The organism is Bacteroides togonis (genome assembly GCF_900130135.1).
Classification (GTDB): Bacteria; Bacteroidota; Bacteroidia; order Bacteroidales; family Bacteroidaceae; genus Bacteroides; species Bacteroides pullorum.
In genome coordinates, this window is record NZ_LT670820.1 from 3,105,884 (window position 1) to 3,129,787 (window position 23,904).

Sequence of the window (23,904 nt, forward strand, 5' to 3'; positions counted from 1 at the left end):
GTCCCGTTTACAACACCAGCTCCTCGGCATCGCCAAAGTTATCGTATCCGGTTGTAATTACCCAGTCGCCAGGCTGGAGGCCGTCGGTAACTTCGTACTGTTGTGGGTTCTGTCGGCCGATGGTGAGAGGCACGCGCACGGCACGCGTCTTGTCCTTGTTCAGCTTGTAGATCCACTGCCCACCCGTAGCCTGGTAGAAATTGCCGCGGGGAATGACGAGGGCGTCTTCGGGCTGCCCCAGTTCGATCTGCACACGGAAGCTTTTGCCCACGCGGACGTTGTCGGGCATGTCGGCGGTGAAGACGAGATCGACGTCGAACATGCGGTCCTTCACTTCGGGCACTACCTTGGTGATCTTCAGCGGATAGCGCTTGCCTTGGTAGAGGATGGTTGCGGGCAGGCCGGTGGTGATACGGTCGATGTAGTATTCGCTGAGCGAGGTATGTACCTTGAACTGGTCGAGTACCTTGATTTCGCCGATGCTTTCGCCGGACTGTACCTGCTGGCCAGGCGTCACGCTGACGAAGCTGAGCTGCCCGCTGATGGGGGCGCATACTACCAGGTCGTTCAGGCGTTGACGCGAACGTTCGTACTTCTTCTGTTCACGGTCGCGGTCGTTCAGCAGCAGGTCGCGGCGGATGATGGAGACAGCCGAATCGTGGCGCAGGCTCTGGCGTTGCAGGCGGGCTGTCTTTTCCTTGTAGCGGTACTCGTCTTCGGAGACTTGGAGCTGAGCCTTGCTCTTGATACCCATGCGAAACTCTTCTTTCTCCAGTTCAAAACTCTTGCGCAGCTTCTCCAGTTCGTAGTCAGTTTGCAGGGCTTGCTGCTGTAGGGTGAGGCTTTGTTGTTCCATTTCGATTTCCTTTTCGCGGTAGGTGATGAGCTGTTTCTCCCACTCGTCGCGCTGGTCTTCGATGGTGCGCAGCAGGTCGAGGTTTTCCAGCACGAGGATGGTATCGCCTTTCTTCATCATGTTGCCTTCTTCGCCCACAATGCGGCTCACACTACCTGCCTCACGGGCGTTGACCTTGATGGTGAGGATGGGCTGCACGAGTCCTTCGACGTCGACATATTCCATGAATTTGTCGTTCTTTACTTCAGCCATTTGCAGGCTCTCGGGGTCGATACGCAGTTTGCGCGGTCCGGCCGAGAGAATGATGACATAAATCAGGAAGGCGGCAAATACCACTCCGCCTGCCAGATAGTAACGGTAACGGATGTACCAGGGTTTCTTTTCGAGTTTGATATCCATTTTATTAATTGATAATTGAAAATTGATAATGGGATACTATTTTGTAGTGAGAATTTATTTGATAAGTCGTTCCAAATCTTCCTCCAACGGCCGGTCCTGCCCAAAGTCGTAGAGCGTAAGGCTGCGCAGGGTGTAGTACAGGCTCCAATAGTCGTAGAGGGCTGTCACATAATTGCGGCGGGCAGAATCTTTTTCGGTAATGGAAGCATTGAGGTCGAGGATGGTGGACTGTCCCAGCAGGTAGAGGCGGCGGGCTACGTCGGCACGGCGCTGTGCGGTAGCGTCTGTACGAGCGGCAATGTGTACGCGTTGGGCTTGCAGATTGAATTGCTTCACCAGTTTGCGGATGTTCAGGTCGAAATCAGTCTTGTCCTGTTCCACTTGCGTATGTACCAGGTCGCGGTTGCTCTTGGCTACGCGTACCTGGCCCTTGCCACGTCCCCAGTCGAGGATAGGCAGCGAGATGCCTAGGCTGACGTATTGCTGGTCCATGGGGTTGCGCCAGGCGTTCTTCCAGCGGTCGGCAGTCTGCGTCAGGCCGAAGCGCAGGTAGATGTCGGCTTTCAGGCCGGCGTTGGCACGAGCCTGGGACACGGCGCTTTCACTTTCCAACTTGCGGCGCTGCATGTTCTCGATGTCGGGGCTATTCTGGGCGGCCAGCAGTAGCGCCTCGTTGAGGTCGATTTGAAGATCGGGCACAAAGTCCTCGATGCGGACCTTCAGTTCCACGTCCTGCTGGATGCCCAGGTACGAACGGAGTTCCTGCATGGCGTTGTCTACTTCGATGCGGGCGTTCATGCGGTTGGTCTCCTCGGTAAGCTTGTTGATCTCGAGTTGCAGCATCTCATTCTCGCTGATGGTACCGATGTCGTAACGGCCGCGCGCATACATATACAGCGTGTCGGCATTGGCGTAGTTGGTGCTGGCTATCTCGTAGTTGCTCTGTGCCGTAGCCAGGGCGAAGAACTTCTGTGTGGCAGCAGCCGCCACCAGTTCTAGCGTTTCGACGTAACGTTTGCGCGCCTCGCGGTAGCGTACGGGCTCAATGCGGCGGTCCCACTTCAGCGAGTTGTAGCCGAAGAGTGACTGACGATAGCCGATGTTGACGGGTGATGTCTGGTAAGAGTGACTATCGTCGCTGAAGAGGTCGATGCGTTGGGCCGAGGTCTCCACGAAGAAGGTACCGCCTGTCCAGGGTACATTTTGCGTCAGGCTCAGGGTGAGGTCGGTGGCGAGCAGATTCTGTTCCACAAACTTCACACTGCCGTCGCCCATTGTCACCTTGTTGATGGCGCGATCCAGGTAGGGGTTGGACGTCAGCGTCAGGTTGGGCAGGTAGTTGGCTCGGTAGTAGCGATAGTTCCAGTAGGAGGAACGGAAGCTGTGGCGGGCACTCTGTGCATCGGGCGACTTTTCCTGCGCATGGTGGATAGTCTGTTGCAGGGTCAGTTCCAGGGCCTCCTGGGCGTGGAGGACTGTCCCCATGCCGCAAGTGGCCGCTATCAGTAAAAGGATACGTTTGAACATAGTTTTTTCATTATTTTATAAATAGATATCAAAATCCGTGCCAAATGGTTAACTGGCTGTTGACCAGTAATTAAGCGAAATATTCTGTGGGGGCTTACGTGCACTATCGCACAAAAATAGTGCGGAAGCGCACGTACAGCACACGGATATTATACGTATCTTTGTCCCGACACACAATGTATCATGATTATGGAGAAATTTGGTAAGATATTGATTGTAGATGACAACGAGGATGTGCTCTTCGCCCTCAATTTACTGCTTGAGCCTTACGCCGAGAAGATAAAGGTCATCACCGGTCCTGAGCGGCTGGAATATTTCATGACAACTTTCCAGCCCGACATTGTCCTGCTGGACATGAACTTCAGCCGCGATGTGGTGAGCGGGCAGGAAGGCTTCGACTGTTTGAAACAGATTCTGCACATAGACCCGCAGGCGGTGGTTATCTTCATGACCGCTTATTCGGATACCGATAAGGCTGTACGGGCCATCAAAGCGGGAGCTACGGACTTCATTCCCAAACCGTGGGAGAAGGAAAAGCTGCTGGCCACGTTGTCTTCGGGTATGAAGCTGCGCCGCTCGCAACGCGAAGTAAACCTGCTGAAGGAGCAGGTGGAAGCCCTGAGCGACGGCAATGCCGACGAACGCATCATCGGCGAATCGGATGCCATGCGGGCCATCTTTGATACGGTGGAGAAGCTGCGCGACACGGATGCTAACATCCTGATTCTTGGTGAGAACGGTACGGGAAAAGACATCATCGCCCGCCTGCTCTACCGCCATTCACCTCGCTCGGGAAAGCCTTTCGTCACCATCGACTTGGGTAGTATCCCCGAACAACTGTTCGAAAGCGAGTTGTTTGGTTACGAGAAAGGCGCCTTTACTGATGCCCGCAAGGCCAAGGCGGGGCGTATGGAGGTGGCTACGGGAGGTACGCTCTTTCTGGACGAGATAGGTAACTTGTCTCTACCCATGCAGGCCAAGCTGCTTACCGCCATCGAGAAGCGGCAGATCAGCCGGCTGGGCAGCACGCAGAGTACATCCATCGACGTGCGGCTCATCTGCGCCACCAATGCCGACATCCGTCGCATGGTGGAGGAAGAACGCTTCCGCCAGGACCTGCTCTACCGCATCAACACCATCGAACTGCACATTCCGCCTCTGCGCGAACGCGGTAACGACATCCTGCTGCTTGCCGATCACTTCCTGCAACGCTATGCCCGCAAATACCAAAAGGAAATGCGCGGCCTGACGCGTGAGGCCAAGAACAAGTTGCTGCGCTACGCCTGGCCGGGCAACGTGCGCGAACTGCAACACACGATGGAACGTGCTGTCATCCTGGGCGATGGCTCTCTGTTGCGCCCCGAGAACTTCGTCTTCCAGGCCGCGGCTCCCACTCGTTCGCACAAGGAGGAGATGGAAGTGCTCAATCTGGAGCAGCTGGAGCGGCAGGCCGTGGAGCGTGCCATGCGCCTGAGCGAGGGAAACATGACCAAGGCAGCCGAGTATCTGGGGATCACGCGGTTTGCTCTGTACCGGAAAATAGAAAAATTAGGCCTATGAGACGTTATTCCTTCATCGTCGCTCTCCATATCCTCGCCATTGCCCTGTTGGCTGTGGGTGTCTACCTGCTGGCTGTCCGGGAGTTGTGGTTCAGTGCCCTGATGGTGTTTCTCGTACTTGTGGCTGTAGGCATCAACCTCTACCGTATGCAGATGGTGCAGATACGCATGATGCGCCACCTGGCCGAAAGCTTGCGTTTCGACGACATGATGCTCTCTTTCCGTTCGCCCTATCGCAATCGTTCGATGGAGCAGATGGTGGGCGAATTGTCCGAAGCCATGCGCAACTTCCGCACCCGCGTGCTGGAGCACAACGAAATGACTGCCTGGCAGAAACTGATCCGTGTGCTGACGCACGAAATCATGAACTCGTTGACCCCCATTATCTCCCTGTCCGAAACTTTGTGCGAGCGCGAAGTAGACGAGCGTAGCTATAGCCTGATGCACCAGGGCATGCAGACTATCCACCGCCGCAGCAAAGGGCTTCTGGAGTTTGTGGAAAATTACCGCAAGCTGACTCGCCTGCCTGCCCCCGTCCGCCGTCCCGTGTCACTCGTAGAACTGCTTCAGGACCTGCGCAAGCTCTTTCCCGAAGATTATATTCACATCTATCTGCCCGCCGACGACCGCACCCTCCAGATAGACCGTACGCAGGTGGAGCAGGTACTCATTAACCTATTGAAGAACGCACGCGAGGCCTGCACCCGCCGCTCGGAGCCCTGTATCGATGTCCGCGTACTGCCTGCTCAGTCGTGGCAGTGCCGCATCACCGTCAGCGATAACGGCGATGGCATTCTGCCCGACGTGGTAGACAAAGTGTTTGTGCCCTTCTTCACAACCAAGCCCGGTGGTCAGGGGATCGGCCTGAGCCTCTGCAAGCAAATCATGAACCGCCATGGCGGTAATATCACAGTGGAGTCCGTTGTGGGGCAGGGCACGTGCTTCACCTTGCTCTTTAACTAGAACGTTGATTTATATATAGGTCGGGAGCTTTTTACCGCAGTTCCCAGCCCGCTGAGGTATTTCAGCAGCCAAAAAGACGTAAAAAAACGGGGACGCTCAGTTCGAGCGTCCCCGTTTCTATGTATAGTCGGAAACAAACGGTTTATTTCTTGTTTTCTTCAGCAGGTTCGGTAGCATTCTTCTTGATCAGCGAGTATGCGATCGGAGAAGCGACGAACAGTGAAGACAGCGTACCGAATACCACACCCAGAATCATGGCGAAAGCGAAGCTGCGGATGGAATCACCACCGAGGATGAAGATACACAGCAGCACGATCAACGTACTCAGTGAGGTGTTGATGGTACGGGCCAGCGTCGTGTTCAGTGAGTCGTTGAACAGTTGGTACTTGCCACGCTTCGGATACAGTCCGAAGAACTCACGTACACGGTCGAAGATTACCACCTTATCGTTGATAGAGTAACCGATAGCTGTCAGGATGGCACCGATGAACGTCTGGTCGATTTCCAGCGAGAACGGCAGGATACCCCAGAACATGGAGTAGGCACCCAGAATGACGATGGTGTCACAGCACAGAGCGGCTACAGAACCGATACTGTAGGCGATGTTACGGAAGCGGAGCAGGATGTACAGACCGATAACGATCACAGCCAGCACGATAGACCAGATGGCCGATACCTTGATGTCGTCTGCGATGCTCGGACCTACTTTCTGTGAGCTGATGATACTACCGCCCGTGTGGTTCTCGCGGTCGATGAAGGTTTCCAGCGAGATGTTCTGCGTCAGCAACGGCTTCAGCGTTTCGTACAGATAAGCTTCGATTTCAGAGTCAACATTGTTGCCTTCCTCTTCGATGCGGTAGTTGGTGCTGATACGTACCGTCTTACCATCCGTACCGATGGCAATGACGCTCACGTTAGCGTCGCCGAAGCGGCTGGAGATCAGTTCACGAACTTGTTCGGGCTCTACCTGCTTTTCAAACTGTACCTTGAAGTTACGTCCACCGGTGAAGTCAATGCTCTGGCTCAGGCCGCGTGTAAAGAGGAAGCCCAGACAAACTACGATGACGATAGCCGTTGTAGTGAGCCACGTCTTGTTGCGTCCCATGAAGTTGAAGTGAACATTCTGCATCAGGTTCTTGGAAACGCTGGTGTGGAAACTCAGGTTCAGCCACTTGTCCTTGTTCATGAAGTATTCGTAAACCAGACGGGTCATAAATACTGCGGTAAAGAACGAAATCAGGATACCGATGATCAGTGTTGTAGCGAAACCGCGGATAGGACCTGTACCGAAGTTGAACAGGATGATACCCGTCAGGATAGAAGTCAAGTTCGAGTCGAAGATAGCCGAGAAGGCGTTGGAGTAACCGTCGGCCAAGGCTTTCTTCACGCCCTTGCCTGCGCGGAGCTCTTCTTTCGTACGTTCATAGATCAACACGTTGGCATCCACAGCCATACCCAGTGACAACACCATACCGGCGATACCAGACATGGTCAATGCGGCCTGGAACGATGAAAGGATACCCAGTGTGAAGAACATGTTCAGCACGAGGGCGCCGTTGGCAACCATACCCGGAATGAAGCCGTACATGGTACACATATAAATCATCAGCAGCACCAATGCCACAATGAACGAAATGATACCGGCGTTGATAGAAGCCTGACCCAGTGACGGACCTACGATGTCTTCTTGAACGATGTGTGCCGGAGCGGGCATCTTACCAGACTTCAACACGTTAGCCAAGTCTTTGGCTTCTTCGGGAGTGAAGTGCCCGGTGATTTGTGAGTTACCGCCGGTGATTTCATTCGATACAGTCGGAGCAGAATATACGTAACCGTCCAATACGATGGCGATGCAACCTTGCGTAACAGCCACTTTCTTGGTCAACTGTGCCCAGCGGCGTGCACCGTCGGTATTCATAGACATACTTACAGACGGCTTGCCATATTGGTCGAAGTCATCCTTAGCGTCTACAATCACGTCGCCTTCCAGAGGAGCGCGGTCATTGCGTTCTGTCGAGCGGATGGCGTACAGTTCGAAGGTTTGTTTCTTGGGATCGAAAGCAGCAGCTGATACACCCCATTTCAGGCGGAGATCTTTCGGGAACTCGGCTTGTATTTCGGGCATAGCCAGGTAGCGGTTCACCTCAGCTGTATCCTTAGCCAGCGCATAGGCTGCAATCGGACCAACATTGGGATTTACTTGCAGAATGGCAAGCAGCGGGTGATCTTTCTTGTACTGAGCCAGGTCAGCTTCCTGTGCGGCAGTGCTTTCACCTTTCAGAGCAGCTGCAAGACTGTCGGTTGCGCTTGTTGCGGCAACGGCAGCAGTTGTGTCGATGGCAGCGGCTGTATTGGTCGTATCGTTGGCGGCCAGCAGGCTGCGCAGCTTGGCATCGGCCGACTGCATGTAAGGAGCGATTTCGTTGGCGTTGTAAGTTTCCCAGAATTCCAGATTTGCAGAACCTTGTAACAATTTTCTTACACGTTCAGGTTCTTTGATACCTGGAAGTTCTACCATGATACGTCCCATTTTGTCTTCCAGACTTTGGATGTTGGGCTGAACCACGCCAAAGCGGTCGATACGGGTACGAAGTACATTATATGAATTGTCTACAGCGGCTTTTACTTCTTCGCGCAGTACTTTTTCTACTTCTGCGTCAGTCGACTTCTGATTGACTTTGTCTTTCAGTTGCTGGGTAGCGAACAGCTGTGCGAGCGGAGCGTCCGGAGCCAGACGGTGATACTCTCTGATGAAAAGCGTGATGACGTCATCTTGGCTGGTAGTAGCTTGCTGGGCAGCTGTAGCCAGTGCCTGGTTGAATGTCTCATCAGACTTGTTGTCTGCCAGTGCCTTGATGACATCGGGTACAGAAACTTCCAGGATGACGTTCATACCACCCTTCAGGTCCAGACCCAAACTGATTTCCATCTCTCTACAATCTTTCAGGCTCCAGTTCCATAACCAAACCTTTTCATTGGCCAGTGAGTCCAAGTAGCTTTGCTCCACTCTCGGATCTCCGTTTGCTATCTCCCGTGCTTTGTTTGTGTAGTGGCGGGTAACAAAAGAGAACGATAAGTAGAACACGCATACCAAGGTCAGCAGTATGGCAAAAGCCTTTACAAATCCTTTGTTTTGCATGTTACTTTTAGTTTATTATGATTACTTTATTGATTAATTTCTACGCATTTACAAGGCTGCAAATATAGTTCTTTTTTCACAATATATTACTTCGTGGCCTTATTTTTTTAAATCTCAGAAGCCTTGACGCTGTTATTTCTCTTTGAAAGTGAAGTAACACCAGATGGGATAGTGGTCAGAATCTTTGATGCTTTTGTCCACTGTGCAGTTATAGGTTTGCAGGTTTTTGCTGGTCAGGATATGGTCAATGCGAAAATAGAACTTGTTCTGATTGTACGAAATGCCCAGTCCTTGTCCCGATTGGGTGAAGGCATCGTTCAGCCCTTGACTGGCTACGCGGTGGGTGTACGAGATGGGGGTGTCGTTGAAGTCGCCGCAGACGATGACAGTGGAATATTTCGACTGTTCGACAGCCTGAGCTATAGCATCGGCTTGTGGGGCGCGCAGGGCTGAGGCTTCGGCCAGCTTTCCCAGCAGCAGGCGCGCACCGCTTTCCATTTTATCGCGTTGGGGAGAGGCCAGCATGTCTTCGTAGACGACTTTGTCTTCTTTGGTCAGTTTATTCGACTCCAGATGATTGTTGATGAGGGTCAGTGTGTCTTTCCCTATTTTCAGTTCATAGACGACCGAGCCGTTGTAGTTGCTTTTGTAATCCAGTTTGCGAGTGGATAGGATGGGGTATTTTGAGTAACAGGCTATGCGGTTCGTGGAAGCTTGCGAATTTCCCAATTTGTCGATACGGTGGTAGGGATAATCTTTCAGGGCGTGGTCGATATCTTTCTGTGTCAAATGTTGTTTGGAGTTGGAAGTGGCATATTCTTGCAGGCACAGAATGTCAGCTCCGCTCTCTTGAAGATAGGTGAGTATAGGGTTTTTCCCGTTTTTTTTCGTGCATCCGTCAAAGCCCATGATATTGTATGAAAGGATTTTCAGGCTTTCTTCCGGCAGGTGGTCGGTATGGAAATTGACGGGCATGTAGGTGCGTATCTGCGGATATGCCAGCAACATTCCAGCCAACGGCAATAGAGCCAGCTTGTAGTGTTGTATGATCAGCCAGAAAAACAAAAAGCAGATGTTTGCTATCAGGAAAATAGGGAAAGCCAGGCCCAGACAGGATCGCAACGGATGCTCGACTGGTTGAATATAAGGACTGTAGGCCGTGAGCAGAAATGCCACTGTGAAAGCGGCATTCACGGCTCCGATTGTGAGTGCTGCAACATTTCGGAGAAGTTTCATGTGCGTTGTTTATCTTTTGCTGGCATCGAACAGGCTTTTCTTTTCTTCAGCAGTCAGGCTTTCGTATCCCGATTTCTTCAGCTTCTCCAGGATGCGGTCTATTTCGTCCGACTGGCTTTTCTTCCGTGCGTTATATTCGTAGTCTTTCTGACGGTTTCCGCCATAGTTTATTTTCATCTTCGGTTTGCGAGGGCGGGGACTGAAGAGACCTTCTATGCTATCCAGCAAACGGTTGATCCATGCGGTGATGTCTTTTCCTTTGCTAAGGGAAGCTGCGAACCACAAACCTGCTAATGCTCCACCAAGGTGGGAAATGTGTCCTCCTGCATTGCTGGAGGTGATGAAGAGCAGGTCCATACCGATAACAATCAGGGCCAGGTATTTCAGCCGAACGGTTCCAAACAGGAAGAGCTGTATCGGATAGTTAGGTTCTCTATATGCGGTAGCGGCAACAATGGCCAATACCGATGCCGATGCTCCCAGTAGGAAAGAGCCTTCTATCATGTATTGGAAATAGGGGAATACATTGTAAGACACCATATAGAGCAATCCTCCGCAGATACCTCCCAGCAAATATACGCCACGCAGGTGTTTGGCGGAGAAGAATTGCAGGAACAGGGTTCCAAACCAGTAGAGCCACAACATGTTGAACAGAATATGCAGTAGTCCCGCATGCATGAACATGTAGGTCAGGATCGTCCAGGGTTGCATGATGAAGCGACTGAACGAGGCTGGAAGTTCCAACCAGCTGATCCAGCTGCTTAATGAATGGTTGAACAATTGGAACAGGATTCTGACCAGCGTGACTACAACAAAGACGGCAACGTTGATGTAGACCAACCGCAGGCAGATGTTACCTCTACGGAACTTTTCTTTTAAATCAGTTATAATAGTAGCCATTTCCTCTGTTTTTGTTTCTCCAGTACATAATCAAAAGGAATCCGAAAATCATTCCACCCAAGTGGGCAAAATGGGCAACATTGTCGCCGGCACTGTTGGCCAGTCCCGAGTAGAGTTCTATCAGTGCGTAGCCCATGACGAAATACTTGGCCTTGATGGGGAAAGGCAAGGGGAAGATGAACATGGGTTGATTGGGAAACAGCATGCCAAAACCCAGCAGGATGGCATATACCGCCCCCGAAGCTCCTACCGTAGATGAGTTTAGCACCAGATTCAGGCTGGCCATCGCTGGATCTACAAAATTCATGTTCGATTGCAATGCTTTAGATCCCTGTTCAAAAACGGCTTGGATGGCTTCCGGGCTCATACCCGATTCGATGGTGAAGTAGCGGACGGCTGTTACGGCTTCCTGTATCAGGCCGGCGCCAATACCGCAGATCATGTAGTAGGCCAGAAAACGCTTGGGACCCCATACCTGCTCCAGAATACGTCCGAACATCCATACGGCGAACATATTGAAGAAAACATGTGTGAAGCCGGCATGCATAAACATGTAGGTGATGAGCTGGCCGACATTGAACCGGTCGGATAGTACAAAATGCAGTCCCAGGTAATCGGCAAGATCTATTCCATAGCCTTCGGCTACAAGCGTACCAAGAAACATCAGTACATTAATAATCAGCAGATTTTTGGTTACTGTCGGAATGTTGTTCATATAGAATTCTTTTGATTTATCAAGACTGCAAAAATACGAATAAATTCTGTTATGCAACAGGAAAAGTGTATCTTGTTGATTCTTTTTCAGTTTTTGGGCTCTTTTTTCTTCTCTTTTTATTTGATATTCAGAATATTTACTATATTTTTGTGGGGACTGGCTCGGAATACTTTTCTTGTTAAACAATATACATTTCAAAAGAACTAAGGTTATGAATAAGACTGATTTGATTGCTGCCATGGCTGCCAGTGGTGGAATGGCGAAGGCGGATGCTGCAAAGGCTTTGAATGCATTTATGGAGGCAGTGGCCGATGCGTTGAAGAAGGGCGATAAGGTGACTTTGGTGGGATTTGGGACTTTTTCGGTGACTGAGAGGGCGGCTCGTACAGGAGTTAATCCGGCTACGAAGCAGATGATTGAGATTCCGGCGAAGAAAGTTGTCAAATTTAAGGCAGGTTCGGAATTATCGTTCGACTGATAAAGGTATTTATTGGATCGTATCGTTTTTTAGGGAAATATGGGTTGCTGGCTTGTTCGCGGTTCTTTCTGTGGAGGGCTTGTGACCCATTCTTGTTTGAGGGTTAGGGTGCGCTTATATGGGAAAGCTTGAAAACTTCGTTTTCCGCTTTGCGCTTCTCTCGGTTTGCACTATCTTTGCAGCAGGAAATAATTAGAAACTATGGATATACAACAGAAACTGGTAGCGTCCGTCATCAGCGGACTGAAAGCACTCTATGGGCAGGATGTGCCTGCCGCACAGGTGCAGTTGCAGAAAACCAAGAAAGAATTTGAAGGACATCTGACGCTGGTTGTGTTCCCCTTCCTCCGCATGTCGAAGAAGGGACCCGAGCAGACGGCGCAGGAAATCGGTGAATATCTGCTGGCAAACGAGCCTTCACTCGTGGCAAAGTTCAACGTCATCAAGGGCTTCCTGAACCTCACCATTGCTTCGTCGGCATGGATCGAGCTGCTCAACGGCATTCAGGCTGATCCGCACTACGGATTGACTGAAGCTACAGATCAGTCGCCGTTGGTGATGATCGAGTATTCGTCGCCCAACACCAACAAGCCTCTCCACTTGGGGCACGTGCGCAACAACCTGTTGGGTAACGCCTTGGCCAACATCATCGCCGCCAATGGCAACCGTGTGGTGAAGACCAACATCGTGAACGACCGCGGTATTCACATCTGCAAGTCCATGCTGGCTTGGCTGAAGTATGGCAACGGTGAGACGCCCGAGTCGAGTGGCAAGAAGGGTGACCACCTCATCGGCGACTACTACGTAGCTTTCGACAAACATTTCAAGGCTGAAGTGAAGGAGTTGATGGCCAAGTATCAGGCCGAAGGCATGAACGAAGAAGAAGCCAAGGCTAAGGCAGAAGCCGAATCGCCTCTGATGAAGGAAGCTCGCGAGATGCTCGTGAAGTGGGAGGCTGGTGACCCTGAGGTACGTGCCCTGTGGCAGAAGATGAATGACTGGGTATATGCCGGCTTCGACGAGACTTACAAGATGATGGGTGTCAGCTTCGACAAGATATACTACGAATCGAACACATACTTGGAAGGCAAGAAGAAAGTGCTCGAAGGACTGGAGAAAGGTCTTTTCTACCGCAAGGAAGACGGTTCCGTGTGGGCCGACCTCACGGGCGAAGGCCTCGACCACAAGCTGCTGCTCCGTGCTGACGGTACGTCGGTCTACATGACGCAGGACATCGGTACGGCCGAACAGCGTTTCTCCGACTATCCCATTGACAAGATGATCTACGTGGTGGGTAACGAGCAGAACTATCACTTCCAGGTGCTGTCCATCCTGCTCGACCGTCTGGGCTTTGAGTGGGGCAAGAGCTTGGTACACTTCTCCTATGGTATGGTGGAACTGCCCGAAGGCAAGATGAAGAGCCGTGAGGGTACGGTAGTCGATGCCGACGACCTGATGGAGGAGATGATCAACACCGCCAAGGAAACCAGTGGCGAGCTGGGTAAGCTGGACGGTCTGACGCAGGCCGAGGCCGACGACATCGCCCGCATCGTAGGTTTGGGTGCGCTGAAGTACTTCATCCTGAAGGTGGATGCCCGCAAGAACATGACGTTCAACCCCAAGGAATCCATCGACTTCAACGGCAATACCGGTCCTTTCATCCAATATACTTACGCCCGCATTCAGTCCGTCCTGCGCAAGGCGGCCGAAGCAGGCATCGTTATCCCCGAGCAGCTTCATTCGGGCATTGAGCTGAGCACGAAGGAAGAAGGTTTGATTCAGATGCTGGCCGACTTTGCCGGCGTGGTGAAGCAGGCAGGCGAGGACTACAGTCCTTCAGGCATTGCTAACTACTGCTACGACCTGGTGAAGGAGTACAACCAGTTCTACCACGACTTCAGCATCCTGCGCGAGGAGAATGCCGACGTCAAGGTGTTCCGTCTCGCCCTGTCGCGCGAGGTGGGCAAGGTAGTCCGTCTGGGCATGGGCCTGCTGGGCATCGAAGTTCCCGAACGTATGTAAGCCATAGTGCTTATTTGATATAGTTTTCAGCAGGGGAGGATGTGCGGATAGCACATCCTCTTTTTTCTTGTTTTAAATGTTGCTCTTAGGATTGCAGACTGATAGTATTTCTTGGTACACTTGTCTGGTTTCATCTGGTTTCTTGCGGTTGAAGAATGCGGGTACACCTGTTTTGCAACGGATGTGAATAAATGGTGGAGTGCCATTTCGTAAAAAAAGAAAGCATTTTTCTCCGTTTCCCAGCATGAAGTATCCTGTATTGATTCCTTTGAACGAGGATTCGTTCAGTCGGAAGGATACAGGTGGCATTTTGTCTATTAAGGATACCTCGGCAATGTCGGAGGTCGGAATTTGGATTGCATCTCCTCCTTCCAGTGTGATTGTTTCTTGGCTTATAGTAACGTTATCTAAGTGAGTCATATTGAAAGGCCCTGCTATCCCCCAGAATATCCCTGCCAGCAGGATTGCTAAGAAAAGAACGATTGCCTGGTCTCTACGTTTTTCTGTTTTGAATAACTTCTTCATATTGATTCTTTTTATTGTTTCTGTCAGATACCTTCTATGATATAGTCCTGTTCTTGCGAGAAGGGTTTCAGCGTATGTGTCCATTCCTTTCCGTCGGGAGAAATCAGGCGCAGGGACTGGATGTCTTCCTTTTTGTCGGTTTTGAACATGAGGAGGCCGTCTTTGTCCGTTGTTCCTCTGTATTGCCGGTTGGCATAGATTTTTATGTTTCCCGTTTCGGGGCGGGAAGGGTTGGATTTGACCATCAGGATGAAGCCTCTTTCATTGTCCTCCAGTTCGAGCCAGCTGACCTCTTGGCGGGTTGTACAAGTGTCGGTAGGTTGGCTTTGGAAAGCGGAGAGGGCGGAGAGGGATGCGTCTGTTATGGTGGAGGTAAATGTGAATTTCCCGTTTCTGATTTGTACGCTCTTGGGAGCGATGCCGAGTGTCTGTAGCAAGGAGTCACGCTTGGCTTTGGGAAGCATGGGGAGAAAGATGTGTTTCCCGTTAGGGAACTCGGCGCTTTGGCTGCCGAAGGGTTGTGCCTTTCGTTGGTTGGCGTGGATTCTGTCCACATAAATCAGATATTCGTAGTTCAGGATATGGCCCTTGCGGTAGTATTCGGTTACGAACGGCAGGTATTTGAGTTGAGTTTGGGAATCGGCATGTTGCAGCACCATGAAACAGGCTCTCCAGCTGCTGTCCGACAGGCCTTCAAGCCGGCCGTTGATGATGGAGTCGACGATGGGCAGGACTATCGACTGGTTGATGGAGTCGGTTCTGTCCCATTGGCGCAAATAGATCTCCTTTTCTTTCGGGTCATGGCTTTGATTGTAATCGTGTCTCACTTTCTGGTCGTTGTGTAAGACTACTTTGAGTAGCGAGTCGATTGTGGCTGCATTCCTTTGTTCTTGAGCCTTGGACGGATGGGAGTAAAAGGCAAGAAAGATCAATAGAAGCAAGGTGTTTATGAATTGTTTCATGACAGAATTATTTTTCATTACTACAAATGTACAGAAATAAGCAAATACCTGCAAGCGCTTGAAGGCTTAATAATATCCCTCTTTACGCTGCTCAAGTTTATAGTTAGCCCGCTCAAGTCCATAGTTAGCGTCGTAAAGTAGGCTTTGGCATTTTTCTTTTCCGGCAATAGTTTTCGGTAAAACATCGTTTTCTCGTGTGTAAAGCATTACTTTTTATGAGAGAAAACATCGTTTTCTTAAAGGGATTTCATGAATGGGTGAAGGGTGTACAGACTTTTTGTGCTTTCTTTCAAATTGGTTTCATGCTTTCACGAGAGTATAAGTTGCTGTTTTACAGTGGATAATTGTGAAAGATAATCCTTCACACCTGTGAAGGATATTTTTCTGTGACACCTTGACACCCTATATTTATAGAATCCACGCGCGCGCGGGCGAGAGTGACTGTTAATTCTAATTTAACATTAACAGTTGACTAGCGAATTTGTTATCTATATAATAAAAGTTTGTTTTTTGCGTGACAAGGTGTCACACCCTTGTTGAAATTGTCTATTTGGATGATTCCTTGTAGCTGGCTTTCAGCGTTTTGCGATTTTTTACAAAGAAATCTTCAAAAATAGGATTAGGTTTTTCTCTCCTGTCCGTCTTTATAGCAGAACGAAATCTGAAATTATGCAGAAACAAGATCCCATAGAAGAAGCACGGCGCCATCCGTTGGTATCCTACTTCAAGTCTCGGGAAAAGGAAGTGCCCGAGGAAGAGATTGACCGACGCTGGAACGATTTGGCTCGCCGCTTGCAGCGTGAATCCGCTCCCCGTCGGAGTAAGGTGTGGCGCCTGTATGCCGAAGTGGCCTGTGCGGCCGCTTTGTTGGCGGGTGTGCTTTGGGGTGGAAAACTCTATATGGACCGTCAGTCCCATTCTTTGGAACAGGCTATTGCCCAGCTCGACCAGTGTTCCATCGATACGGCCAGGCAGGTGTTGCTTATTACTCATGCCGAACAGCGTATCGAAGCCGGTAAGGATGCCTGCATAGCCTATTCGGAGAAAGGTAAGGTTTCGGTGAACCAGCGCCAGGTGGAAGAGGCTCCACAGAAGTTGGAATACAACCAGCTGATTGTGCCTAAAGGCAAGTCGTCCCAGCTATTGCTGGCCGATGGAACTTCGTTGTATGTCAATGCCGGTACGAAAGTGGTCTATCCAAGCGTATTTGCAGGCAAGACCCGTGAAATCTATGTGGACGGTGAAATCTACATCGACGTCAAGAAGAATACAGAGCAGCCGTTTATTGTCAAAACTCCCGGCTTCGATATTCGTGTGACGGGTACAGCCTTCAACGTGAATGCCTATAAGTCGATGAGCGAGTCGGAAGTGGTGCTGGTACGTGGTTCCATCATTGTGACCGACCATGCCGAGCGTGAAACAGCCGTGAAACCCAATGAACTTCTTCGCCTGACCGACGGCGTGGCCCGTTCCAAACGTCAGGTCGATGCTTCTGAATATACAGCTTGGACACAAGGATATTTCCCTTTGCAGGGACGCAGCATGGAAAGCATTCTTCAGCGTCTGTCGTTCTATTACGGTTGTGACCTGACGTGCGATCCTTCTGTCAAAGACTTGTCGCTACAGGGTACCATTGATATGAGCGTTCCCCTTCCCAAGGTGCTCGAACGAATTGCTAAAATACATCCCATCGGCATTCGCCAGACGACCGATGGTTACCATTTGTTTATGACCCCAAATACTAATCTTTAAAAAACACGGACTGCCTATGAGAAAGGAAATATGAAATGCACACATCTGACAGGAGAGACCCAAGGTTTGGTTCTGTCTATTTAATCTTATACAAAAAACATTTTATTAACCCTTATGGCAGAGTCTCACTCCATAAAAAAGCCCGGACAACCCCCATTGCCCGAGCCCTTAGAGTGTGATACTTTGCTGTAAGTATCTAATCAATCATGCAAAAATATGGATTTTTTTGTAAGAAAACAACTGATTTCAGCAATGTTAGTATTTTTTGCATTGCTTTTTCCGCTAGCACTTCCTGCTGCGGAACAATATAACAAGAACTTTTCATTCGAACTACGCGATGTCACTGTCAAAGATATATTCCGTTACATCGAGAAGAATAGTGAATACGTTTTTCTCTATGCTTCCAATAAGAACTTGTCGAAGAAGGTCAATGTGGATGTGAAAGACAAGAATGTCAAACAGATCTTGGACGAAGTATTGGAGCATACTGGACTGGTCTATGAGATCGACGGGAAGCAGATTCTAGTGAAGGAACGGAAAGAAGCTCCTGTGGCAAAAACCAGGCAGGTGGAGCAGAATCAAGGAAGGGATATAAACGGTGTTGTAACCGATAAAAATGGGGAGCCTATTATTGGTGCAAATGTAATAGTAAAGGGCACTTCTATTGGAGTAACTACGGATGTCGATGGGCAGTTCCATTTGAAAGGAGTTTCCAAAGGTAGTGTTTTACAAATTTCTTATATTGGTTTTACAACTCAAGAAATAACAGTTGGTCTAAAAAATGATTTCCGTGTTGTGCTGACTGAGGATACCGAAATGTTAGGTGAGGTTGTCGTTACTGCCTTGGGTATTAAACGTGAAGAAAAAGCTTTAGGATATGCGGTACAAAAAGTAAAAGGGGATGCCTTGTCTACAGTGAAAGCTGTGGATGTAGGTACTGCATTGACAGGTAAGGTTGCAGGTTTGAATGTTAAGAACAGTACGGAATTTAATGAAGCTCCTGATTTGGAATTGCGAGGAGAAACTCCTTTATTAGTTGTGGATGGAATCCCTTATGGTAATATTTCTTTACGTGATATCGCTTCAGACGACATAGAGTCAATTGATGTTTTAAAAGGGGCTACAGCTTCTGCTCTTTATGGATCTCGTGGCGGGTCAGGTGCGATTATGATTACCACTAAACGAGGGAAAAAAGAAGGATTAAATGTTAGTATAAATAGTAATACAATGTTTAATGCAGGTTTCCTTCGTCTTCCTGAAGTTCAAACTTCATATAGTACCGGAATGAATGGGAAATATAATGCAGAAGATTTTGTTTGGGGTGACAAAATGGATATAGGACGTACGGCTGTGCAATGGGATCCTATAACCATGGAATGGAGAGAGATGCCTCTTGTCTCGAAAGGGAAAAATAATTTTAAAAATTTTTTAGAATTCAGTTTTGTTACAAATAATAATGTGAGTGTTGAACAGAAAGGGAAGTATGGTAGTGTACGTACATCATTGACACATGTATATAATAAAGGACAATATCCTAATACAAAGCTGAATAAAATCAATTATACGGTTGCTGGGAATATAAAATATAAGAATTTTTCTTTTGATGGAGGACTTACTTATAATAAACGTTTTTATCCAAATAATGAGGGTACTGGATATGGTACAGGAGGTTATATTTATAGTATGTTGGTTTGGACTGGTACAGATTTGGATATACGTGATTATAAAAAATATTGGTATAAAAAGGATCAAGAACAAAATTGGCCAAATAAAGTATGGTATGATAATCCTTATTTCATTGCCAATGAAATAATTCATTCAAGTGATTATGATGTTGTAAATGCATTCATGAATATGGAATATAAAATTACGCCATGGTTGAAAGCTTCTTTAAGAACGGGACTTGATTCATATTGGGAAAAGGAAATTTGGAGGAATTCTATAGGCGCTTATGGTGGTTGGGATAAAAAAGGATATTTTGAAGAACAGCACAAGAATGGATATAGTGTAAACAATGATTTTATTGTAACTGCAGAAAAACAATTTGGGGATTTCAATATTGATGGCTTTATTGGTACAACGTTATACTACTATAGAGATAATTTGTTGAATGGATCGACTTCTAATGGACTTACGATTCCTGGATTTTATTCATTGAATGCATCAGTTGATCCTGCAGAAGTTTATAGCACTGTGTCAAAAAAGCAGGTAAATAGTTTATATGCTAAAGCTTCAGCTTCTTGGAAGAGTACTGTTTTTGTAGATGTTACAGCACGAAATGATTGGTCTTCAACTCTTCCAGCTGAAACACGCTCTTATTTTTATCCTTCGGCTTCGGCAAGTGTTGTCCTTTCCGAGTTTATAAAAATGCCTCAATGGATTGATTTTTGGAAAGTTAGAGGATCTTGGACTCAAACTAAATCAGATCTGTCCGTCTATGAAACAGATCGAAGTTATACAATTTCTACTAATATGTGGGATGGTTTGAACGGGGCGACTTATCCGACAACTATGCGTGGAACAATTGTACAACCGAGTGCAACACGAAGCTATGAAGTAGGCTCTGCAATTCATTTCTTGAAAAATCGATTACGTGTAGATGTCGCTTATTATAATAAGTTGTATTACAATTTAACAAGAGATGCTGCAATTAGTGATGCTTGTGGTTTTGAATACACGTTGATTAACATTGGTGAAGAACATGTAAGGAAAGGTGTTGAATTAACTTTATCTGCGGATATTATTAAGAATAAAGATTGGAATTGGAATGCAACTTTTAATTGGGCACGCGATAGGTATTTTTATTCAAAGATAGATCCTATTTATTCAACACAAAAAGACTGGGTTAAAGAAGGAGAACGATGGGATTGGTTAGGATATTATGATTGGGAACGAGATCCGGATGGTAATATTATTCACGATAATGGTTATCCGGTTCAAAGTGAATATCAAAGTGTTGCGGGTTATGAAGAACCTGATTGGATTTTTGGGCTTTATAATAAATTGAATTATAAAAATTTCACTTTATCGTTTACGATAGATGGTCGAGTGGGAGGGGTTGCGCATTCTGTTATTGATCAAGCGTTATGGATGACAGGTGCACATCGTGATACTGATACACAGTGGCGTTATGATGAAGTTGTTAATGGGAAGATGAATTATATAGGACAAGGTGTTAAAGTGGTTTCGGGAAGTGTCGAATATGACTCTCAGGGACATATCTTATCCGATACGCGTGTATTTGCTCCAAATGATAGAGAGGTGTCGTATGAAACGTACATGAAATTGTACCATGGAGCCGGTAATGTGTGGGATGCTAAAGACCAACATATATTGGATCAGACTTTTATTAAACTACGAGAAGTTTCTTTAAGTTATGATATCCCAAAGACTTTTTGTTCAAAGATTGGCTTAAAAGGAGCTTCTATTGCATTTGTGGGGAACAATTTACTTATGTGGACAAAAGAATTTAAATTCTCAGATCCGGATGTCGCTTCTGAAAACTTGAATTCACCGTCAATAAGAATGTTAGGATGTAATATTAAGGTTAATTTTTAATAGTTAGTCGAATGAAAACGTTATATCAATCTATAATTGCAGGATTACTTCTATTGAATGTATCTTGTACGCAAAATTTTGATGATTTGAATACAAATCCTAATTCTGCAACTACTGTGACTTCCGCTTTATTGGCTACGCCATTGTTATTAGATATTACGGAGACGGGAGGAACAACTTCAGGTTTTATTTCTGATAATTGTTTAGCTAAGCAAATGGTTTGGTTGGAATATTTACATGATTACAATTACAATTTGTTAGGCCGTGCTTCGATTGGGGGATATAAAAAGTTGATTAATACTATAAAAATGGTAGAACTCGCGGAAGAAAAGGATAGGGCTGCATATGAAGCATTGGCGTTATTTATTCGAAGCTACAAAATATTCTATTTTTCCATGCAATTAGGTGATGTTCCTTATTCGGAAGCATTGAAGGGAGAAGAAGGATTAGTAAAACCTAAATATGATACACAGGAAAGTGTTATGATTAATATTGTACAAGATCTTGAAAAGTCAGCTTCTCTTTTTGCGACTGCTTCTAATTTTGATGGTGATCCCATTATGAAAGGTGATGTGGAAAAGTGGAAAAAAGTAGTAGATGCTTTTCGCTTAAAGGTTCTAATGTATCTTTCTAAAAAACAGGATCATAGTGAATTAAGAGTTAAAGAACGGTTTGCTCAGATTGTGTCATCTGGGAATTTAATGGAAAGCAATGAGGATAATTTTCAATTGGCTTTTTCTAATAAAGCAGGACAAATTTATCCTTTTAATAATACGGTATCCAAACATTATATGTATGCTACAATATCAAGTGTTGTGGTCGATACATTAAAGGCTTATGATGATTACCGCTTGTTTTATTTTGCTAAACCTGCACAAGCCTTAATAAATCAAGGGCTGCATGCCAATGATATGAATGCGTATGTCGGTTTAGATCCAGTTGCTGATTTTTCTATATTACAAGCTCAAAATGCAGATGGAGCATGTTGTACACTCAATGCTCGATATACGGATCTTATTACTGGAGAACCTTATACTCGTATTGGATATGCAGAGCAATGTTTTATTTTAGCAGAAGCAGTTTTAAGAGGCTGGATATCAGGTAGTGTATCTGATTATTATAAAGAGGGTATTCGTGCTGCAATGAAATTTATAGCAGACAATACTCCTGATGATGTAAAATATCATTCTGGGTGTTTGATAACGGATGAATATATTAATAGATATTTGCAACAAGATGTAATTCAATTATCTGGAAACTTTGAAAATAAATTAAGAAAAATTATTACTCAGAAGTATTTGGCTTATTATATGCAATATCCGATGGATGCTTATTATGAATATCGGAGAACAGGTTATCCTATATTACCAATAAATCCTGTGACAAATCGGAATACAGATAAAAATAAAATTCCTGTTCGTTGGATGTATCCTACGTGGGAATATGATTATAATAAAGAATCTGTTGAGGAAGCTGTGCAACGACAATATGGTGGTGTTGATGATTATAATGAATTAATGTGGATTTTAAAATGATATAACTATGAAACGTAATGTTGTTATTCCTTTTTGGATATTATTGTGTATATTGTTTTGTTCTTGCCAATCTGTAACGAAAAAAGAACACCCTAAAGCAAAACATGTTATTCTTATTGGTATAGATGGCTGGGGAGCATATAGTATGGAAAAGGCTAAAATACCTAATATTCGTTTTTTAATGGATAATGGAACTTATACATTGAAAAAGAGATCTGTATTGCCGTCATCTAGTGCTCCTAATTGGGCTTCCATGTATATGGGAGCAGGGCCAGAACTACATGGGTACTGCGAATGGGGGTCACAAGTTCCCGACTTGCCGTCACGTGTCCTTAATGAGGATAATATTTTTCCTACTGTTTTTTCGGTTTTGAGGAAAGCGGATCCACTGGCTGAAATTGGAAATATTTGTGAATGGGATGGTATTCGATATCTGGTTGATACTTTAGCTTTGAATTATGATAAACATGTATTTGAAGTGAAGGAAGACAGTACGGCTACAGTTCGTTATGCTGTTGATTATATAAATAACAGGAAGCCGACATTGGTAAATATTGTATATGATGCTCTTGATCATGTCGGGCATGTGGCAGGACATGATACACCAAGTTATTATGCTAAATTGGAAGAACTGGATAAATATGTCGGTGAGATTGTGGCAGCTATTAAAGAGGCTGGTATATGGGATGAATCCATCGTAATAGTGACTGCGGATCATGGTGGTATAAAATATAATCATGGCGGGCGTACCATGCAGGAAATGGAAACTCCTTTTATTATGTGTGGATCGCATGTAAAATCAAATTATGAATTACAGGAAAGTATGATGCAGTTTGATATTGCATCTACAATAAGCTATATTTTAGCTTTGGAACAGCCTCAAGTTTGGATTGGAAGGCCAATGGTTTCTGCCTTTGAATAGTTATAGTACAGTCTGAATTTGTGAGCTCTCGCACACATTCACTGACCTTTAATCAATCTCTTAAAACGTATTTTGACTTTACCATCAGCTTCTCTTTTGGAATAGGGCTGTTGTCAAGGTAAAGATTGCATCAGGAACGGACTGCCCCCGATCATAAAAATCGATTGGTGGGCAGTCCATGGTTTTATAATAGTATTTCCCTTAATTTTCGTAATGCTTTCGATACTGAATTCATAGAGGCCTGAGGTGTAATGTCTAAAATCTCACCGATCTCTTTGTGGGACAATTCTTTGATATAGAAAAGATAAAGAATTTGCTTCTGTTGGGGAGGCAGGTTATGGATAGCCTTCAACAAAGAATGGTACTGGTGGATTTCCTCATCGTCACGGCTGAAGAAATGACGGAAGGAATCTTCGTCGTCTGAAAGAGAAAACTCGATATCGTCGATATGCAGACTGTCATGGAGAGTGGCATAATGGTCGTAGATCGCATTCCGAAGGGCACGCAACAGGTATACTTTTAGGTCGTTGATATCATCAGCATTGCCACGTTTGCAGAGTTTGACGAAAATATCTTGGATGAGGTCTTCTATTAGTGCTGGGTCGTTGATAAATTTGAGACCATAGTTGAAGAGCAGGTTGTAATGTGTTTTGTAGGAAAGTTCCAATACTTCCAGGAAGTTACCGTTTGCTTTAGAGCTATTTTTTGATATCAATCTCATTGTTTTCCCCTGTATCAGAACTTACCAATTAATAAATTGTCGGCTAAGGTAGTAAAAAGAAAGGATAAAACATAGAAAAAATGAATAAGAGTTCGTTTTGTAGAAGAGTACGACCGTTCGTAAGGAAAAAAGTTG

At 46.5% G+C, this 23,904-nt stretch carries 17 protein-coding genes; 8 read left to right on the forward strand and 9 right to left on the reverse strand.

From position 1 onward, the window contains the following. Positions 1-7 precede the first annotated feature (7 nt). Together BQ8005_RS13095 and BQ8005_RS13100 are read right to left on the reverse strand one after the other, a co-directional pair. Entirely contained in the window at positions 8-1,255 is a 1,248-nt protein-coding gene (locus tag BQ8005_RS13095; protein ID WP_075318371.1) for an efflux RND transporter periplasmic adaptor subunit, read from the reverse strand. Between the two features lie 54 nt (positions 1,256-1,309). Next, entirely contained in the window at positions 1,310-2,740 is a 1,431-nt protein-coding gene (locus BQ8005_RS13100) for a TolC family protein (RefSeq protein ID WP_234984092.1), read from the reverse strand. Between the two features lie 231 nt (positions 2,741-2,971). On the opposite strand from BQ8005_RS13100, the gene BQ8005_RS13105 reads away from it, so the two are divergent. Together BQ8005_RS13105 and BQ8005_RS13110 are read left to right on the forward strand one after the other, a co-directional pair. After that, a complete protein-coding gene (locus tag BQ8005_RS13105) occupies positions 2,972-4,342 on the forward strand; it encodes a sigma-54-dependent transcriptional regulator (protein ID WP_075318372.1) in 1,371 nt (456 codons plus the stop codon). Then, positions 4,339-5,304: a sensor histidine kinase gene (locus BQ8005_RS13110; protein WP_075318373.1), complete on the forward strand. Its 966-nt coding sequence runs from the start codon at positions 4,339-4,341 to the stop codon at positions 5,302-5,304. The genes BQ8005_RS13105 and BQ8005_RS13110 overlap by 4 nt, the downstream gene beginning before the upstream one ends. 142 nt (positions 5,305-5,446) lie before the next feature. Here BQ8005_RS13110 and secDF read toward each other — a convergent pair whose 3' ends face one another. The 4 genes from secDF to BQ8005_RS13130 all read right to left on the reverse strand — a co-directional run bounded on the left by secDF (position 5,447) and on the right by BQ8005_RS13130 (position 11,534). Next, positions 5,447-8,443 (reverse strand): protein translocase subunit SecDF, encoded by a 2,997-nt coding sequence (gene secDF, locus BQ8005_RS13115; protein WP_075318374.1) that lies wholly within the window; start codon positions 8,441-8,443, stop codon positions 5,447-5,449. A 132-nt stretch (positions 8,444-8,575) separates the two neighbouring features. Further along, complete coding sequence (locus tag BQ8005_RS13120) at positions 8,576-9,679, reverse strand: endonuclease/exonuclease/phosphatase family protein (RefSeq protein ID WP_075318375.1); 1,104 nt, start codon at positions 9,677-9,679, stop codon at positions 8,576-8,578. Positions 9,680-9,688: 9 nt separating this feature from the next. Next, a complete protein-coding gene (locus BQ8005_RS13125) occupies positions 9,689-10,579 on the reverse strand; it encodes a rhomboid family intramembrane serine protease (protein WP_075318376.1) in 891 nt (296 codons plus the stop codon). Continuing rightward, complete coding sequence (locus tag BQ8005_RS13130; RefSeq protein ID WP_394334104.1) at positions 10,560-11,534, reverse strand: rhomboid family intramembrane serine protease; 975 nt, start codon at positions 11,532-11,534, stop codon at positions 10,560-10,562. Before BQ8005_RS13130 ends, BQ8005_RS13125 begins: the two co-directional genes overlap by 20 nt. Here BQ8005_RS13130 and BQ8005_RS13135 point away from each other — a divergent pair. Continuing rightward, positions 11,506-11,772, forward strand: a complete 267-nt coding sequence (locus BQ8005_RS13135) for an HU family DNA-binding protein (protein WP_021846843.1) — start codon at positions 11,506-11,508, stop codon at positions 11,770-11,772. The genes BQ8005_RS13130 and BQ8005_RS13135 overlap by 29 nt on opposite strands. A 201-nt stretch (positions 11,773-11,973) precedes the next feature. Beyond that, the gene (argS, locus tag BQ8005_RS13140; protein ID WP_021846842.1) at positions 11,974-13,794 is read left to right on the forward strand and encodes an arginine--tRNA ligase; all 1,821 of its coding nucleotides are present in this window, start codon (positions 11,974-11,976) and stop codon (positions 13,792-13,794) included. 72 nt (positions 13,795-13,866) lie between these two features. Here the strand turns inward: argS and BQ8005_RS13145 are convergent, their stop codons facing one another. Next, a complete protein-coding gene (locus tag BQ8005_RS13145; protein ID WP_075318378.1) occupies positions 13,867-14,319 on the reverse strand; it encodes a hypothetical protein in 453 nt (150 codons plus the stop codon). Between the two features lie 23 nt (positions 14,320-14,342). Next, positions 14,343-15,281: a hypothetical protein gene (locus BQ8005_RS13150; RefSeq protein ID WP_159436257.1), complete on the reverse strand. Its 939-nt coding sequence runs from the start codon at positions 15,279-15,281 to the stop codon at positions 14,343-14,345. Between the two features lie 669 nt (positions 15,282-15,950). Here BQ8005_RS13150 and BQ8005_RS13155 point away from each other — a divergent pair. From BQ8005_RS13155 to BQ8005_RS13170, 4 genes are all read left to right on the forward strand, one after another. After that, positions 15,951-17,033, forward strand: coding sequence for a FecR family protein (locus BQ8005_RS13155; protein WP_075318380.1), 1,083 nt, complete (start codon positions 15,951-15,953; stop codon positions 17,031-17,033). Between the two features lie 216 nt (positions 17,034-17,249). Continuing rightward, positions 17,250-20,591 carry a SusC/RagA family TonB-linked outer membrane protein gene (locus BQ8005_RS13160; protein WP_075318381.1) on the forward strand — a complete coding sequence of 1,114 codons (3,342 nt, stop codon included), beginning with the start codon at positions 17,250-17,252 and terminating at the stop codon, positions 20,589-20,591. 11 nt (positions 20,592-20,602) lie between these two features. After that, a complete protein-coding gene (locus BQ8005_RS13165; RefSeq protein WP_075318382.1) occupies positions 20,603-22,126 on the forward strand; it encodes a SusD/RagB family nutrient-binding outer membrane lipoprotein in 1,524 nt (507 codons plus the stop codon). 7 nt (positions 22,127-22,133) lie between these two features. Beyond that, a complete protein-coding gene (locus tag BQ8005_RS13170) occupies positions 22,134-23,048 on the forward strand; it encodes an alkaline phosphatase family protein (protein ID WP_075318383.1) in 915 nt (304 codons plus the stop codon). Positions 23,049-23,232: 184 nt separating this feature from the next. On the opposite strand, the gene BQ8005_RS13175 is transcribed toward BQ8005_RS13170, so the two are convergent. After that, positions 23,233-23,769 carry an RNA polymerase sigma factor gene (locus tag BQ8005_RS13175; RefSeq protein ID WP_075318384.1) on the reverse strand — a complete coding sequence of 179 codons (537 nt, stop codon included), beginning with the start codon at positions 23,767-23,769 and terminating at the stop codon, positions 23,233-23,235. Between the last annotated feature and the right edge of the window lie 135 nt (positions 23,770-23,904).

Coding starts and splice junctions, on each gene's coding strand:
- BQ8005_RS13170 (WP_075318383.1), top strand. CDS start 22,134: ATGAAACGTAATGTTGTTATTCCTTTTTGGATATTATTGTGTATATTG.
- BQ8005_RS13175 (WP_075318384.1), bottom strand. CDS start 23,769: ATGAGATTGATATCAAAAAATAGCTCTAAAGCAAACGGTAACTTCCTG.
- BQ8005_RS13155 (WP_075318380.1), top strand. CDS start 15,951: ATGCAGAAACAAGATCCCATAGAAGAAGCACGGCGCCATCCGTTGGTA.
- BQ8005_RS13095 (WP_075318371.1), bottom strand. CDS start 1,255: ATGGATATCAAACTCGAAAAGAAACCCTGGTACATCCGTTACCGTTAC.
- BQ8005_RS13125 (WP_075318376.1), bottom strand. CDS start 10,579: ATGGCTACTATTATAACTGATTTAAAAGAAAAGTTCCGTAGAGGTAAC.
- BQ8005_RS13130 (WP_394334104.1), bottom strand. CDS start 11,534: ATGGCAGCAATCAAATCAGTCTTATTCATAACCTTAGTTCTTTTGAAA.
- BQ8005_RS13150 (WP_159436257.1), bottom strand. CDS start 15,281: ATGAAACAATTCATAAACACCTTGCTTCTATTGATCTTTCTTGCCTTT.
- BQ8005_RS13110 (WP_075318373.1), top strand. CDS start 4,339: ATGAGACGTTATTCCTTCATCGTCGCTCTCCATATCCTCGCCATTGCC.
- BQ8005_RS13120 (WP_075318375.1), bottom strand. CDS start 9,679: ATGAAACTTCTCCGAAATGTTGCAGCACTCACAATCGGAGCCGTGAAT.
- secDF (WP_075318374.1), bottom strand. CDS start 8,443: ATGCAAAACAAAGGATTTGTAAAGGCTTTTGCCATACTGCTGACCTTG.
- BQ8005_RS13105 (WP_075318372.1), top strand. CDS start 2,972: ATGGAGAAATTTGGTAAGATATTGATTGTAGATGACAACGAGGATGTG.
- argS (WP_021846842.1), top strand. CDS start 11,974: ATGGATATACAACAGAAACTGGTAGCGTCCGTCATCAGCGGACTGAAA.
- BQ8005_RS13160 (WP_075318381.1), top strand. CDS start 17,250: ATGGATTTTTTTGTAAGAAAACAACTGATTTCAGCAATGTTAGTATTT.
- BQ8005_RS13100 (WP_234984092.1), bottom strand. CDS start 2,740: ATGGGGACAGTCCTCCACGCCCAGGAGGCCCTGGAACTGACCCTGCAA.
- BQ8005_RS13135 (WP_021846843.1), top strand. CDS start 11,506: ATGAATAAGACTGATTTGATTGCTGCCATGGCTGCCAGTGGTGGAATG.
- BQ8005_RS13145 (WP_075318378.1), bottom strand. CDS start 14,319: ATGAAGAAGTTATTCAAAACAGAAAAACGTAGAGACCAGGCAATCGTT.
- BQ8005_RS13165 (WP_075318382.1), top strand. CDS start 20,603: ATGAAAACGTTATATCAATCTATAATTGCAGGATTACTTCTATTGAAT.